Source organism: Hymenobacter sp. UYCo722 (assembly GCF_040547115.1).
Taxonomy (GTDB): Bacteria; Bacteroidota; Bacteroidia; order Cytophagales; family Hymenobacteraceae; genus Hymenobacter.
Genome location: NZ_JBEPPC010000008.1, coordinates 154,727 through 170,506 on the forward strand (window position 1 = coordinate 154,727; position 15,780 = coordinate 170,506).

Sequence of the window (15,780 nt, forward strand, 5' to 3'; positions counted from 1 at the left end):
TGCCGTTAGTTGATGGGGGCTTGTTGATTGGCTTGTGCGGGCTGGCGCACTACCGTAAAGCATTTATGTTCAAACGCAAAGAGGCGGCCCCCGCATCGGGAGCCGCCTCTTACACTTTTAACCTAATAGACTTGTTCCCGAATAAGCAAAAACAAAAAAAGGACGTCATGCTGAGCGCAGTCGAAGCATCTCTACCGCTTCGTCGCTCCGAATTAGATTACTTGCTCGGTAGAGATGCTTCGACTGCGCTCAGCATGACCGCCAAATTGATGCTTTTCAGTATTTGGGAACAAGTCTAACGCTTTACTGCACTACTACACGGCTCGTCTGCACGGCCTCGGGGGTAGTTACCTGCACCAGGTACAGACCAGCCTTCAGCGACGTGGCGTCGATGGTGAGGTCGGTGCCGTTCAGGGGCTGGGTCTGGGTGAGTACCACGCGGCCGGTTACGTCGCGCAGCACCACCGTGGCGGTGCGGGCCGAAGCGCCGGTCAGGTGCAGCTGGAAGCTGCCGCGGGTCGGGTTGGGGTAGGCTTGCAGGGTTTTGGCCTGAATGCTGCCGGCTTTGGTGGCCAGCACGAGGCGGCACACCACCACGCCGGGCACGTTCTGCTCGGCAATGCGGGCGGCGTACTCCTGGTAGTAGCGGTTGGTTACTTTGGCATCGTGCACCACCAGCGTGTTTTCGTCGTTCTCGGTATCGGCCGAGGCGGTCCAGTTGTGCGAGCCCACGAACACCGTCGGGTCCGAATGATTGGCACCGGCGTCCACAATCAGGGTTTTGTGGTGCATGATGCCGCTGGTTTTCTTGAGCAGCACGCGGTTGCCCATGCCCGCCTTGATGAGGCGGAACGCGAAGCCGGCCGTGCCGCTGGTGTCGTTCACGAGGCCGTCGGAGCAGGCGGCGATGTTGCGCGAGATTACCTGGTTGGCCAGGGCCCGGCCCAGGTCGGCGCGGGTGATGAGCATTGACTCGAAGTGCAGGTCGTTGTCGGCGGAGGCGATGGCGGTGAGCAGGCGACCGTTCACGTTATCGGTAGGCGAGAAGTACGACTCGACCGAGCGGCCGCCAATCATCAGGAAGTGGGGAGTGTTGTCGGTTTTGCGCGAGCCGAACAGGATGGTGCCGGCCACGTCGGTGCGCGAGCCCCACATTTCCTCAAACTCGACGGTGTAGACGCGGGCCAGGGCCTGGTCCTGCAGGGCAATCACGTTGTTGCGGTCGGTGGCCAGCTGGGCCGGCGTCCAGTTCATCGAGCCCGTCCAGACCCACGGAATGTTGGGGTTGGTGCTTTCGGCATCAATAACCACGAACTTGTTGTGCATGATGCTGCTGCCGCTGCTGCCCACCTGGGCGGGGCGGGCCACGCGAGGGATGTTGGTGGGCAGCTGGCCCACGCTCACGTTCGCATTGTCGTCTTCGTAGATGATGCGTACGCGCACGCCCCGGTTTTTGGCGGCAATCACGGCATCCTTAATTATCGTGCTGTTCCAGTTGTAGATGGCAATATCCAGGGTCTGGGTGGCGCGGCCGATGTACTTGGCCAGCGTATCGGCGGCGCTGCCGTTGGGCGTATACACGGCCACGTTGCCGGCGCTGGCCAGCGTGGCATCCACGGGGTTGTTGAAGTAGTTTTTGATGAGGCCCGACGACAGCGAAGCCGTAATCATGGGCACCACGCGCGACTCCGAGCGGCCCACGCTGTTCACCGACACGGCCTGCACGTAGTAAATGGTGGCCGGCTGCAGGCCCGTCAGCGCCTGGCTGTGGGCGTTGCTGAGGGTAGTGCTGCCCGGTACCGTTGTGAAGGTGCCGGTGGGTGAGGTTGCGTACGCCAGCTGCGTGTCGCCGGTGTTCGAGGTGTTGAACGACACGGTGAAGCCCGTGGTGGTAATATTGCTCGGCACCGGAGTTGTTGTCAGGTTGGGCGTAAGGCCCTGGATGAAGTCGCCGTATTTGCGGTTGAGCAGCTGGTAGCCGCCGGTCGTGCTGGTGGCCGACGACGCGTACTGGCTCACGATGCCTATCGCGTCGAATGTGCCGGTGGGGCTGGGCTTGCCAATCAGGCCATCGGCCCCGTTGGAGTTGGTGGGCACGTAGGTCACCAGCGTGGCGTTGTTATTGAGCCGGTAGGTGGTATTGGCCGCAAACGACGTGACCGAAGCCCCGCCGGTCGTGTTCACCGAGGTAAGGCCGTTGATACGCACCAGCATGCCTTCGTATTTCTCGTCGTAAGCCGCTGCCGCATTGGCCGCCGTGAAAACGATGGGGGCCGGCACCGGCCGGTTGCCGGCCAGCACGGTCAGCGAGGCCACGGGGTCGATTTCGAGCAAGCCGCGAAACATCTTCAGGCCGCCGGTTACTTCAATGCTGTCGCCGAGGGCCAGCGAATTGAGGGTAGTGGCAAAAGTGCCGGTGCCCGTCGAGTACACGCCCACGCCCGAGTTCGGGCCCGTGCCATCCTGAATGTAGCGGATGATGCTCACCGTAGAGCCCAGCTCGGCTCCGTTCGTGACAATGCCGCGCACCGTGACCGTGGGGCCGGCCGTACCGTTGGTGGTGGGGGCCAGTGCCCGGGCCGCCGCAATGGTGATGGCCGTTTGGGCGGCCGCTGAGCCGCCCGTGAGGACACCCGCCAGCAGCGCTAGCAGCGTAAATTTTTTCATGCTAAAAAAGAACTGAGTGGGAGTAAAATAAAATAGGTCGGAGCCGGAGCCGAACCACAAAGATGCTGATATTCAGCTAAACGAACCCCGGCCGGCCGCCAAAAGCACCCGGCTTGACCATAAGTTAATTTTTGCCGCCCAGGCGCACTCGCTTGCCGCTGCCCGTGATGAAAGGCACGGGCGAGGCCGTTTCGGTGCCGGTGGCATTGCGCGAGCTCACTTCCACGTAGTAAGTGGTGCCGGGAATGAGGTTGGTGAGGGGCAGGCTGTGGCGGGTCGTTAAGGTGGGGTCAGTCTGGCTGTCTTTCAGCTGCTTGGGGTCGAGGCCGTAGCGCACGCGGGTATCGCCGGGGTTCAGCGTCGAAAACACCACCGTGAAGCCATTACCGGTCACGTTCACGGGTACCGGCTCCTCGGTGAGGCGGGGCAGGCCGCCGCCGCGTACCATATCGGTCGCCAGGCGGGGCATTAGCTGATAGCCGCCCACGCCGCTGGGGGCAAACTGGCTCAGTACGCCGCGCACATCGAAGGCTTCGCTGGTGGGCGGGGTGGCATCGACCAGGCCTTCGGGGCCGGTGCTGGCCGCCATGATTCGGACCAGGCCACCGACCTGGCCGTTGAGCAGGTAGTTGGAGTTGCCCGCCAGGGTGGTGGCTACCGTGCCGGTGGGCATGGTGAGGCGCGTTACCCCTTTGATCTCCAGCAACCGGCTTTCGTTGGCTTCTACAAAGGCCTCGGTGGCGCGCTCAACGGGGACTTGCAGGGCGCGCACGCGCACGCCACTGGCCAGCTTATGAAACGAGGCAATGGGGTCCATCTCGGTCAGGCCGTTGTACACCTTCAGCTGGCCGGTTACCTGAATGCTGTCGCCGGCGTGCAGCTCACCGAAGCCCGGCGTTTTGGCGGGCTGGGCATACAGGGCCAGGCCCGCGTCGGCATCCTGCACGTAGCGGATGTTGCCCATCTCAGGGCCGTTAAGCACGACGGCGCGAATGGTAACGGTGCTGCCGGGGGCTAGGGCGCGCGCGGCTTTAACAGTGAGCACGGGCGGGATGCCCGTGCCGGGAGGCGATGGAGTTTCGGAGGCGAACCCGGTGAAGAGGCCGGCGAAGAGAAAGAGTGAATTCATGCTCGGGGGAATTGGAGAATAAACAGACTGACAACGAGGTCATCTTCGCAAAGTTCAGGATAAAATATTCATTCTCCGCCACCCAGGCCGCAAAATTATGGCTTGGATTCGTTTTGCTAAATCTTTACAAAATGTTAACTTCCGGATGAAGCTCGACCATAAAATGTTGTCGCACGGACGCGATTATCTCCTCGGCCAAAGCCCGGATTTCGCTGCCCGTAGCCCCGCCGTGGTTCACCAGCACGAGGGCCTGGCGGGCGTGCACGCCGTGGGTGCCGTCGCCGGCGCCGCGCCGCAGGCCCTTCCAGCCGGCCCGCTCGATAAGCCAGCCGGCGGGCACCTTCACGCCGCCGGGCACGGGGTAGCCGGGCAGGTCGGGGTACTGGCTTTTGAGGCGGTCGAAGGCAGCCTGGGATATTTCAGGATTCTTAAAAAACGAGCCCGCGTTGCCGATTTCGGCCGGGTCGGGCAGCTTCGAGCGGCGAATGTGGACCACGGCCTGGCTCACCTGCTGCGGCGTGGGCTCGCCTGTGATGCCGAGCTCGGCCAGGGTTTCGGCAATGGCACCGTACCGCACGTTGGGGGCGTACCCGGCGGGCCGGGCCTGCCGGTGCAGGCGCAGCACCACGGCCGTGACCACGAACTGATTTTTGAGTACATTCTTAAACACGCTCTCGCGATAGCCGAAGCCGCATTCGGCGGCCGAGAACACGCGCAGCGCCCCGGTCGTGACCTCAAGGGCCTCCAGATGGTCGAAGGTGTCGCGCAGCTCGGCCCCGTAGGCTCCGATATTCTGCAAGGGGGCCGCGCCCACGGTACCCGGAATGAGCGAGAGGTTTTCGATACCGCTCAGCTGCTGGTCGAGGGCGTATTCGACCATTCCGTGCCAACTCTCCCCGGCCCCGGCCCGGACGAGGGCCGTGCCCTCGGCCCCATCTTCACCGATGATTTCGAGCCCACAAATCTCGTTTTTGAGCACGATGCCCGGAAAATCCTGCGTGAAGAGCAGGTTGGAGCCGCCGCCCAGAATCAGCTTTTCGGCGGCTTGTACCTGTGGTAGCTGCAGCAGCTGGCGCAGCGCATCGGCCGAGGCGAAGCGGGCGAAGTAGCGGGCCCGCACATCGAGACCAAAGGTGTTGTAGGGGCGGAGGGAGACGTTTTCTTCGAGCAGAGGCATCATGCCGCAAAGGTAGCGGCCGGGCTACGCTACTTCGAGTTGGCCTTCACGTTGAAGCGCGAGTCGGCGCGCACGGTGGTGGCTTGGCGCAGGCCCAGCGGCGTCATTTCCACGGTGGTGAACAGCGTGTAGTTGCCGCCGCGCAGAAACACATCAAGCTTCTGGTCGGCAGGCTTCAGCTCGATGGTGGTCTGGCCGGTGGGCACGGGGTTGAGCGATGCTAGCAGCACTTTGTTGGTCCCAGCCGCATCGGTCGAGATTGATATACTGATGCTCTTTACGAAGTCGAAATTCTGCCCGGCCGGGTCGGTGATGGTGAGGGCCAGACGGTCGAGGGTCACGTCCTGCACATAGTCGCCGGCCGTGTTGTTGTTCTGGTACGTGCTGCTGGCCGTGGAGTTCACCGTGACGCCTGGCAGGGTGATAACCGGGCCGATACCGCCCGGTAGCGGCCCGGTGGCCGGCAGCTGGAAGCTGGTGGAGTCGTTAATCTGGAAGGTGAGCAGGCCCAGAATCTTTTTGCAGCCAACGGTGCCCAGCAGCAGCGCCAGCACGAGTAAGGCGGGGGCAAACAGTGTTTTTTTCATAAAAAATAAGTTGGGAATATGATAAAGAGATTTTGTGATTGGGCCTTTAACGGACGCGGTAGCCGCTTAGTGCATAAAACAAAAGGTACACGTAGCACAGCGCCGGCACTACAAAGGCCACCCGCAGCCCGCCGCCGTGCGTGGCCAGCCAGCCCATGAGCGGCGGAATAAGCGCCCCGCCTACGATAGCCATAATCAGGTAGGAGGAGCCCTGCTTAGTGAATGGGCCCAGGCCGGTAATGGCCAACGGGAAAATGACGGGCCACATAATCGAGTTCATCAGCCCGCAGAGGACGATGAGCCAAAGAGCCGTTTCGCCGGTGCTTAGAATGCTTGCCCCCACCAGCGCCGTGCCGGCTGCGCACACCGCCACCAGTAGCACCCGGTTGTGGAATTTGAGCAGCAGGGGAATGCCGACCACCCGGCCAATGAGCGAGCCGAACCAATACGACGACACCAGCACCGCGCCCACCGCCTTGGTGAAGCCAGCCGTGGTATCAATAGCCGAGGGCTCTTTGCCAAATAGCACCAACGCGTAGTTAGTGGCCACGTTCAGCCCCTGCACCAGACTTTGGGTGAAGGCCGAAAGCTGCTTGATGCCTTGCGACTCGCCGTAGCGAATGAGAAATGAACCAAGACCAACCTCGACTCCAACATACACAAAGATGGCCGCGATGCCCAGTACCAGGTGCGGAAACGCGAGTGCCGACGTGCGCCCGGCTGCCATAGGCCGTGCCTCCTCGGCCGCCTCTTCGGGGATGCCTTCGATGTCGGGCAGCTTCACCAGGAAGAAAAACAGCGCCGCCAGCAGCACCAGAAACACAGCTAAGCCGATGTAAGGCCCCTTCACGAGCTGCGACTCTTCGGCCAGCCGCTCGGCCAGCGGCAAAGCGGCTAGCCGGGCCTTAAGGGCCACCGAGCCGCCGAACAGCACCAGCCCGCCCACCAGTGGCGATAAGGCCCCACCGAAGTTATTGGCCACGCCCACCACGCTCACCCGCGCCGCCGCGCCCCGCGCCGGCCCCAGAATGCTCACGTACGGGTTGGCCGCCACTTGCAGCAACGTGATGCCCGCGCCCAGCGTGGCCAGCGCCGTCAGAAACAGAGCAAAGGCGCGCGAATCGGCCGCCGGAATGAACAGTAGTGCGCCGGCCGCCATCACCAGTAGGCCCACCACAATGCCACGCTGGTAGCCCAGCTTCTTCAGGACCCAGCCAGCCGGTAACGACATCAGAAAATACGCCCCAAAAAAAGCCGACTGCACCGCCGAGGACTGCAAATCGGTGAGCTGGCACACGTCTTTCAAATACGGCATCAGCACGTCGTTGAAGTTGGTGACGGCCCCGAACAGAAAGAACAGGGTCGTCATCAGCACCATGGGGCCGGCGTAGGAGCGGGCCGGCGCGGCGGTGGCGATGGGAGCGGAGGAGGAAGGAGCGAGGGCCATAGGTGCGTAGCGCATGCTTCGGCGTGCGCCCGGTGGGAAGGTGACGGGTTTGATGGCGCAAGCTAAAGCATGCGCTACACTTTCTGCCGACCTTTGCCGAACTATGCACCTTACCGCCACCACCCAGTTCGGCCTGGAAGAACTGCTCGCCGACGAGCTTTACGCCCTCGGAGCCGATATTACCCACGTCGGCTCGCGGGCCGTCGAGTTCATCGGCGACCACCGCCTGCTGTATGAAGCCGCGCTCTGGAGCCGCCTTTCCATGCGCCTGCTGCGGCCTTTTGCCGCCTTTTATGCCGCCGATGAAAAAGCTTTGTACCGCGAGGTGAGCCGCATCGACTGGCAGGATTTCATTGGCCCCGGCCAGACGTTTGCCATAACGCCCGTGGTCAACCGCTCCACGTTTGAGCATTCGCTCTTCGTGGCCCAGCTCACCAAGGATGCCATCGTGGACCAATTTCGGGCCCGTACCGGCGAGCGGCCCAGCATCGACACCCGCACCCCCGACATCCGCCTGCACCTGCGCATGACGGAGAACGAAGTCATCCTCAGCCTCGACGCGGCCGGCGACTCGCTGCATCGCCGCGGCTACCGCCAGCACACCAACGAAGCTCCCTTGAACGAGGTGCTGGCCGCCGGCTTGGTCCTGCTCTCGGGCTGGGATGGCAAAAAGCCATTGATTGACCCCATGTGCGGCTCGGCCACCATCCTCACCGAGGCGGGCCTCATCAGCCAGCGCATCGCGCCCGGCCTGTTCCACCAGGGCAAGTTTGGCTTCGAAAACTGGTACGACTTCGACCCTGAGCTGTGGGAAAAGGTGCGCGAGGAGGCCAAAGCCCAGCGCCTCGACGAGCCGCAGGCCTACCTCGCCGGCTCCGACCTCGACCCGCGAACCATCGAGATGGCGGCGGCCAACATCACAGCCGCTGGCCTGGAGGACTGCATTCGCTTGTCCGTTCGCGATGTGAAAGATGCCGCCGCGCCCGCCAAGGAGGAGCCCGGCATCGTGCTGATGAACCCGCCCTACGGCGAGCGAATAGGCGAGGAGGCCGAAATGGATGCCCTGTACAAAACCATTGGCGATACGCTGAAATCAGGTTTCCAGGGCTACAATGCGTTTGTGTTCACCGGGAATCTGGAAGCGGCCAAGCGCATCGGGCTGAAGCCGGCGCGGCGGGTGCCGCTGTTCAACGGGCCGATTGACTGCCGGCTGCTGAAGTATGAGCTGTATGGGGGGAGCCGGCGGACGCCGTCACCTCACCCCCCGGCCCCCTCTCCCGCGGAGAGGGGGAGCCACGGCGGCGCAGACAATGCAGACGAGGAGTAAAAGGGAAAATAGAAAAGAGCCGTCAGGCTCCCCCTCTCCGCGGGAGAGGGGGCTGGGGGGTGAGGTGATTCGGTCGCGCCGCGCTAACTTCCCCAAATGGAATCGCTACCCCCTGTTCCAACTGGTCCCGAAGATGTTGCCAACTTCGTGTTCACCACCGAAGTCAAGCCCTGGCGTAAGCACCTCAAGGAGTTCGCCCACCAAAACCGCAAAGCACCCACACCCGCCGAAGACCGGCTCTGGCAGGCACTGCGCAATAGCAAACTTGGCATCCGCTTCCGCCGCCAGCACGCCATTGCGGGCTATATCGTCGACTTTTTCTGTGCCAAAGTCCTTCTCACCATTGAACTCGACGGCGAAATTCACCTCACCCCCGAGAACGCCGAATACGATGCCGGCCGTACCTTCACGCTAACGGCATTAGGCTACCGCGAACTGCGTTTCACCAACCAGCAAGTGCTAAACCATTTGACCGAAGTACTAGCCGATATCCAGAAAAACCTTCCATCATTCACCCCACCGCAGGAGTCATCAGGCTCCCCCTCTCCGCAGGAGAGGGGGCCGGGGGGTGAGGTGACCCCGAACAACATGCCCGAACTAGCCCCCGCCCCGCAACTGCAAGCCGCCCGCCAGGCCCTGAAACGGTACTACGGCTACGACAATTTCCGGCCCATGCAGGGCGACATCATCCAGCACATCCTGGCCGGAAAAGACACCGTCGTGCTCATGCCCACCGGCGGCGGCAAGTCGGTCTGCTTCCAGATTCCGGCCGTGGTTTCCGAAGGCACCTGCGTGGTGGTTTCGCCGCTGATTGCCTTGATGAAGGACCAGGTGGAGGCCCTGAAAGCCAACGGCATCGCCGCCGCCTACATCAACAGCAGCGTGGGCCAGAGCGAGGCCAACGACATTGCCCGCGCCGCTACGGGCGGCTACCTCAAGCTGCTCTACGTATCGCCCGAGAAGCTGTTGAGCGACGGCTTCCTGCAGTTTCTGACGCGAGTCAATATCAGCTTGTTTGCCATTGATGAGGCCCACTGTATTTCGAGCTGGGGCCACGATTTCCGGCCCGAGTACACCAAGCTTGGAACCCTGCGCACGCACTTTCCCAGCACGCCCATCATCGCCCTCACGGCCACGGCCGACCGTCTCACCAAGCGCGACATCATCACCCAGCTCAACCTGCGCGAGCCCCGGGTGTTCCTCTCCAGCTTCGACCGGCCCAACATCAACCTCAACGTGCGCCCGGGCCAGGACCGCGTGGGGGCGGTTATCGACTACATCGGCCGGCATCCCGAAGACCCCGGCATCATCTACTGCCTCTCGCGCAAAACCTGCGAAACCATCTCTGCCAAGCTGATTGCCAAGGGTATCAAGGCGGCGCACTACCACGCCGGCCTCACGCCCCTGCAGCGCGGCAAGGCCCAGGAGGCTTTTTTGCAGGATGATATTCAGGTGATTGTGGCCACCATTGCCTTTGGCATGGGCATCGACAAGAGCAACGTGCGCTGGGTGATGCACTACAACCTGCCCAAAAACATCGAGGGCTACTACCAGGAAATCGGCCGCGCCGGCCGCGATGGTGCCCCCAGCACCGCCATCCTGTTCTACAGCTTCGCCGACGTGATGCAGATGCGCGAGATGGTGACCAAGGACGTGCCCGCCCGCCAGGCCCAGCTCAACACCGCTAAGCTCGAGCGCATGCAGCAGTTTGCCGAAGCCGCCAGCTGCCGCCGCAAAATCCTGCTCAACTACTTCTCCGAAACCCTGCCGCAGGACTGCGGCAACTGCGACATCTGCCGCAACCCGCCCACCACGTTCGACGGCACGCTCATTGCCCAGAAAGCCCTGTCGGCCGTGTTCCGCAGCCGCGAGAAAGTTGCTATCAATCTGCTGATTGATGTGCTGCGCGGCATGCGCAACCAGGCCGTGCTGCAGGGCGGCTACGACCAGATTAAAACCTACGGCGCGGGCCGCGACCTGCCCTACCTCGACTGGTACAGCTACGTGCACCAGATGCTAAACGACGGCCTGTTTTACATCGCCTACGAGGAAGGCTACGCCCTGAAAATCACCGAGCGCGGCCACCAGGTATTGAAAGGCGAGCTGCCGCTGCCGCTGCGCAAGTTCCAGCCCACCGAAAAGGCCGAAAAGCCCACCCGCGCCGGCAAAAAAGCCGCCAACGCGGCCGCCAGCGCCGCCATCGGCACGCCCGAAGCGCAGCTGTTCGACAAGCTGCGCAAGCTCCGCAAGCAGATTGCCGACGAGCAGGGCGTGCCCCCCTACGTGGTGTTCTCCGATGCCACGCTGCAGGAAATGGCCGCCGAGCGCCCCGTGAGCCGCGTGGGCATGCTGGGCGTATCGGGCGTGGGCATGAAGAAGTTCGAAACCTACGGCGAGGCTTTCATCAAGCTCATTTTGGAAGCAGGCGGTGGGGCCGTGCCCTCCGATTCGGACAGTATGTTCCAGGAACCGCGCCCGCGTCTGTCGCCTTCCAGTAAGGCCGACAAGACCGACAAAGCCGATAAATCAGTGAGCGACTCGGAGGATGCCACCATCCAGTTCCACCAGATGGGCCTCACGCCGGAGGACATTTCCGAGCGCCGCGGCCTAGCCCTGAGTACCGTGAAAACCCACCTCTACAACGCCTACGCCAAGGGCCGCGAGCTGCGCATCCACGATTTTGTGAGCGACGCGGAGCTGGCCGAAGTCTTCACCGCCCGGGCCCAACTTGGCGGCGACCCTACGCTGCGCGACCTGTTCGACCACCTGCGCGAGAAGTACGACTACTTCCAGCTGCGCATGGCCGCGCTGTACCACAAGCGCCTGCGCGGGCAGTAACGGGCGGTAAGTTTCAGCTGGCATCGCAGGGCCGTTTTGCCAGGATGCGCGGCTGACCATCGGTTTTTTAGCTCGGTAGCAGCGGCCGGGCACCGTTGCCGATGCCCACCGCCACCCGGCCACCCGCTATGGCGGTGGAGCTTTTGCTAGCTAGTGAGTGCTCGGTACGAAGCCGACACCGTGCCGGTCGTTTAAAAAAGGGCATGGCCGTGGCCCTTTAGGTGTTCACGCGCTCCCAACTTAGCAACCGCCATGTGCACCTCAGGCCGCGCTACGCCCGCTTGGGCTGGAACCCCTGTTGGCAGAACGACGAATGGTGGGTTGAAAAGCAAGTAGCTAAACGCTAAAGTGGTGGGCAGAAAATTATTAACTAAATGAATTAGTAACTTTGCGCTTGCGTTGCTAACTTGACCAGCCGAATCTGCGTTGAAGCAAACGCTATTCCCGGCTGCTGCCCCCTCCCCATGATTAATACCAACTTAAAATTCTGCCGGCGCGAGCTTGCCCTCACCCAGGCCCAGATGGCCGAAAAGCTCGGCATCAAACGCTCGCTGGTGGGGGCCTACGAAGAAGGCCGCGCCGAACCCCGCATTGCCACGCTCGTGAACATGGCCCGCCTGTTCGGCATCACGCTCGACCAGCTCGTCACCACCGACTTCAGCAAGAAGAAGAACACCAAAATCATTGGCTCGCTGCCCCCGCCCGACCCCAACGCGCCCACCGACGCCGACGACCAGCCCGAGCCGCCCACGCCGGCTGCCGGTGGCAAGCTTCGCGTGCTGGCCTTCACCGTGGACAAGGACCAGAACGAGAACATCGAGCTGGTGCCCCAGAAAGCCGCTGCTGGCTACCTCAACGGCTACGCCGACCGCGAGTACCTGGAGGTGCTGCCCAAGTTTCGCCTGCCCATGCTTTCGAACACGGGCACGTACCGGGCCTTCGAAATCGCCGGCGACTCCATGCTGCCCATTGCCAGCGGCACGGTCATCGTGGGGCGCTACGTCGAGGACTGGGCCAGCGTGAAGGACGGTACGCCCTGCATCGTGGTGAGCTCGCGCGACGGCATCGTGTTCAAGCGCGTGTACAACAAGCTGCGTTCGGGCTCCCTGTTCGTGCTGCACTCCGACAACCCGCACTTTTCGCCCTATGATGTGAAGGCAGATGAAGTGCTCGAAATCTGGGAAGCCAAGAGCTACATCAGCAGCACGTTCCCCATTGCCGAGCTTTCGCTGGAGCGCGTGGCCAGCCTCGTGCTCGATTTGCAGCAGCAGGTGGCTTTGCTCAAGAAGGCGTAAGGCGAAGTAGCCCTAAGTTTCAATCCGGCCCGCCGGAACTAGGGAGCGTACAACCTTCCTCGTCTTGCCCGGCCGGCCCACCAGTAAAGCCCTGTCGTTCGCTACGGCAGGGCTTTATTTGCGTCCTGCTGATGAGGCCAACCCCGGCCGGCCGCCTGCGTATGGAGTTGGCCGCCCGTGCGCAACTCTCGCCTTCACGCTAATGCCTTCCTGATGCTCAAGTACATTTCCTCCGCCGACCGCCACCACGCTGCCCCCGCCGCCTGGCTCAGCAGCTACTTCCTGTTTTCGTTTGCCGATTATTTCGACCGCACCAACATGCATTTCGGCCCGTTGCGCGTCTTCAACGACGATAGTGTGGCTGCGCAGTCGGGATTTCCGCAGCATCCGCACTCCGAAATGGAGATTGTGACGCTGGTGCTCGACGGCGAAATCACGCACCAGGACACCATGGGCAACAAAACGACCATTAAGGCCGGCGAGGTGCAGCGCATGACGGCTGGTACCGGCCTGGCCCACTCCGAATTCAACAAGCAGGACAAGCCCCTACACCTCTACCAGCTGTGGTTTTTGCCCGGCCAGCGCGGTCTGGCCCCCAGCTACGAGCAGAAGGACCTGAACTTTCTCAGCAGCAATGCCAACGAGCTGGTGCCGCTGGTGACCGGCCAGAAAGTGCTCGAAGACGTGGTGTACATGAACTCGAACAGCACCGTGTACTGGTCGAATCTGAGTGCCGAGAAGGAAATCGTCTTCAAAACATTCCCTATTCGCCTCACTTTTATCTATGTAAAAGAGGGAAACATTTTTGCGAATGGTACTGAGCTTGGCCCCAACGACCAGGCCCGCATGACCGACGACGACGTGGTGCAAATCCGGGCCTCCACGGATGCCCAGTTTATTCTGATTGACCTGCCTTCGTCGGAAGCTAATTATTAAGCCTTCAGTTCCAAGCGGTAAGCCCCAGGCGGCCAGCCTCATCCGTGACTTCGGACGAGGCTGGCCGCCTGGGGCTTACCGCTTGGAACTGGAAAACCTAGAAGTTGTAGGTGATACCGGCTGAGCCCCCCGTCGATTTGCCGATGTTGCGACCGGCCACGTAGGTGTTGATGCCCAGCGTAAGGCCAAAGCCGTTGGTGATGGGCCGGTAGGCGCTGGCCCCGAGGCGCACGAAGTTGACGCGGGTGGCGGTAAACGTGCCGTCGAAACCGTTTTCGGTAATGTCAGTTCCGCCATTCGATTCCTGGAATGCGGCGTAGGCTTCGACGTAGTTTTTGGGACCGGCATAGCCCAGCTTGGCCTCGCCTACCAGGGCGTTGGGCACGTCGCCGGTGCGTAGGCTGTAGCCCACCTGCCCGGTAGCAAACACGCCGGAGGCCGTTTTGAGGTGGGCTACGCCCAGGGCAGTGGTTTTGGTGGCCTGGTTGCCGATGGCGATGATGTAGCCCAGGCCGGTGTTGGTTTGATAGTTGCTCACGGGGGTACTCAGGCTCACCACACCCAGCAGGTCGAGAATACTGCTGCCGATTTCGCGGGAGTAGGATTTGAACTTGAGCAAAGCCGTGAGGTCCTGGAATCCCTGCCGGATGTTGGCATAGCCCTGGGTGGGGTAGAGGTTATTCAGGTCGTCGATAGTGGTGCCGTACGCCTGGCCTTTCGACTGAATGTAGGGCAGGCTCAGGATGGCGTCAATCTTATCGGTCAGGCCGTAGGTGCCATAGAGGTTAACGGAGTTGACGCGCACTTCCTGAAATACAGGCACACCACTCACTTTGTCGGGGGCCAGGTAGGCGCTGGAGTAGCGTTCGGTCGTGCCCGAAACTACGAACGAGCCGTGGCCTTTGCCCGCCATGAAGCCACTCACAAGGCTTTGCGCGCGGAGCGCTGGAGTGGCTCCGGCCATTAGTAGGGTGCCCAGCAGCAGCGTGGAAAATTGTTTCATATAACGTTTAACAGGGGTAATAAAAAAGCCGAAACAGGACGGACGGTAATAGGGTTTGAGAGCTATTTAAAAGAGTTCCAAAAAAGAGCAATGGCTGCAACTTACGGCGCGATATCAATCTTTGGATTTAGCTTAGCGCAATCCAAAGCGCTGATAGAGTCGTTTATAATCAACGAATTGAGTTCAACAACCCTATATCTTCGACCAACCCATTTTTTTACCCGATGAAAATTTTTACCCCTCTCAAAGCTGGCGTGCTGATGCTGGGCTTGGCCCTGGCCGGCAGCGGTTGCGCAAAAAATAAAGATATTGACCCATCTATTACTAACATCGCCGTTACTGACCCCAATTTTCAGCTGCTCGAAGACGCCGCGATTCGCGGCGGAGTCGCCATCACGCTGGGCAACAAAAACCCCAACGACCCGCAGGGCAACTACACTGTTTTTGCCCCCACCAATGCTGCCTTCAACCGCCTCGGCATCCGCGAAGCTGTCGACCTGACGGCCCTGCAACCGGCTTTTCTCACCAATACGCTGCTGTACCACGTGTATAGCGGCTTGCTGGCGGGTAGCTCCCTCACGGTGGGCAATACCTCGGCTTCGCTGCTCGGGCCCACGCGCCGTATTATCATCCGCGCCGATGGCAGCAAATACGTGAACGGCTCCAAAATTCTGGGCACCGACGTGAAGGCCGCCAACGGCCTGGTGCATGCCATTGATAAGGTGCTGATTGCCACCGGCGGCAACGTGGTGCAGTCGGCCGTGGCTTTGCAGTCGGCCCAGGTATTTACCAAGCCCGAGCTGACGCTGCTGGTGGCCGCCGTGCTGAAATGCAAGCTGGAAGGACTGCTGTCGCAGCCCGGCCCGTACACTGTGTTTGCGCCTACCGACCAGGCTTTCCGCGACGCCGGCATTGCCAGTGTCGATGCCATCAACAACATGACGCCGGCGCAGGTAACGGCCCTCACCGGCATTCTGGCCAACCACGTGCTGGCCGGCAGCCTGGGCAATAAGTTCACTCCTGAGCTGCCCGATGGCACCAGCGTAACCACGTTCGGGGGGGGCAGCCTGCAGCTTGGCGCGTTCAGCAACGGCGTGCTCACGGTGAAGTCGAAAAGTATTTCGACACCGGCTAACATGGGCATTCCCGACGTGCAGTGCACCAATGGCGTGGTACACGTCATCGACCGGGTATTGCTGCCCTAAGCAGTCGAGCACAAGCAACCGCCAGGCAAAGCATTCTGCCTGACGGTTACTTTTGCTCGACTGCCCAATGCCGGGTTTTGGTAGTGCCCGCTGCCTTTCACATGCCTACCCGCGGGGCTTTCGCCGGGTTTTCTTATCCGCCGGAATCCGCTAAAGGGCCGCGGCACTA

Annotated in this window: 12 protein-coding genes; 6 read left to right on the plus strand and 6 right to left on the minus strand. The window is 61.6% G+C overall.

Annotation, left to right across the window (positions count from 1 at the left end; genetic code table 11):
- The first annotated feature begins 20 nt into the window (after nt 1-20).
- Entirely contained in the window at nt 21-299 is a 279-nt protein-coding gene (locus ABIB44_RS17465; RefSeq protein ID WP_354585958.1) for a hypothetical protein, read from the plus strand.
- A gap of 4 nt (nt 300-303) precedes the next feature.
- On the opposite strand, the gene ABIB44_RS17470 is transcribed toward ABIB44_RS17465, so the two are convergent.
- From ABIB44_RS17470 to ABIB44_RS17490, 5 genes are all read right to left on the minus strand, one after another.
- Entirely contained in the window at nt 304-2,667 is a 2,364-nt protein-coding gene (locus ABIB44_RS17470; protein ID WP_354585959.1) for a phospholipase D-like domain-containing protein, read from the minus strand.
- A gap of 124 nt (nt 2,668-2,791) precedes the next feature.
- Nucleotides 2,792-3,796, minus strand: a complete 1,005-nt coding sequence (locus tag ABIB44_RS17475; RefSeq protein WP_354585960.1) for a hypothetical protein — start codon at nt 3,794-3,796, stop codon at nt 2,792-2,794.
- Nucleotides 3,797-3,920: 124 nt separating this feature from the next.
- Entirely contained in the window at nt 3,921-4,976 is a 1,056-nt protein-coding gene (gene murB / locus ABIB44_RS17480) for a UDP-N-acetylmuramate dehydrogenase (protein WP_354585961.1), read from the minus strand.
- 26 nt (nt 4,977-5,002) lie between these two features.
- A complete protein-coding gene (locus ABIB44_RS17485) occupies nt 5,003-5,560 on the minus strand; it encodes a hypothetical protein (RefSeq protein ID WP_354585962.1) in 558 nt (185 codons plus the stop codon).
- Nucleotides 5,561-5,606: 46 nt separating this feature from the next.
- Entirely contained in the window at nt 5,607-7,007 is a 1,401-nt protein-coding gene (locus tag ABIB44_RS17490; RefSeq protein ID WP_354585963.1) for a sugar MFS transporter, read from the minus strand.
- A gap of 103 nt (nt 7,008-7,110) precedes the next feature.
- On the opposite strand from ABIB44_RS17490, the gene ABIB44_RS17495 reads away from it, so the two are divergent.
- The 4 genes from ABIB44_RS17495 (at nt 7,111) to ABIB44_RS17510 (ending at nt 13,403) form a co-directional block, all read left to right on the plus strand.
- The gene (locus tag ABIB44_RS17495) at nt 7,111-8,334 is read left to right on the plus strand and encodes a THUMP domain-containing class I SAM-dependent RNA methyltransferase (protein WP_354585964.1); all 1,224 of its coding nucleotides are present in this window, start codon (nt 7,111-7,113) and stop codon (nt 8,332-8,334) included.
- Between the two features lie 96 nt (nt 8,335-8,430).
- The gene (gene recQ, locus ABIB44_RS17500) at nt 8,431-11,172 is read left to right on the plus strand and encodes a DNA helicase RecQ (protein ID WP_354585965.1); all 2,742 of its coding nucleotides are present in this window, start codon (nt 8,431-8,433) and stop codon (nt 11,170-11,172) included.
- A gap of 464 nt (nt 11,173-11,636) precedes the next feature.
- Entirely contained in the window at nt 11,637-12,467 is an 831-nt protein-coding gene (locus tag ABIB44_RS17505; RefSeq protein ID WP_354585966.1) for a helix-turn-helix domain-containing protein, read from the plus strand.
- Between the two features lie 213 nt (nt 12,468-12,680).
- Complete coding sequence (locus tag ABIB44_RS17510; RefSeq protein WP_354585967.1) at nt 12,681-13,403, plus strand: pirin family protein; 723 nt, start codon at nt 12,681-12,683, stop codon at nt 13,401-13,403.
- A gap of 97 nt (nt 13,404-13,500) precedes the next feature.
- Here ABIB44_RS17510 and ABIB44_RS17515 read toward each other — a convergent pair whose 3' ends face one another.
- Nucleotides 13,501-14,406, minus strand: a complete 906-nt coding sequence (locus tag ABIB44_RS17515; protein WP_354585968.1) for a hypothetical protein — start codon at nt 14,404-14,406, stop codon at nt 13,501-13,503.
- 224 nt (nt 14,407-14,630) lie between these two features.
- On the opposite strand from ABIB44_RS17515, the gene ABIB44_RS17520 reads away from it, so the two are divergent.
- A complete protein-coding gene (locus ABIB44_RS17520) occupies nt 14,631-15,611 on the plus strand; it encodes a fasciclin domain-containing protein (protein WP_354585969.1) in 981 nt (326 codons plus the stop codon).
- Nucleotides 15,612-15,780 lie beyond the last annotated feature (169 nt).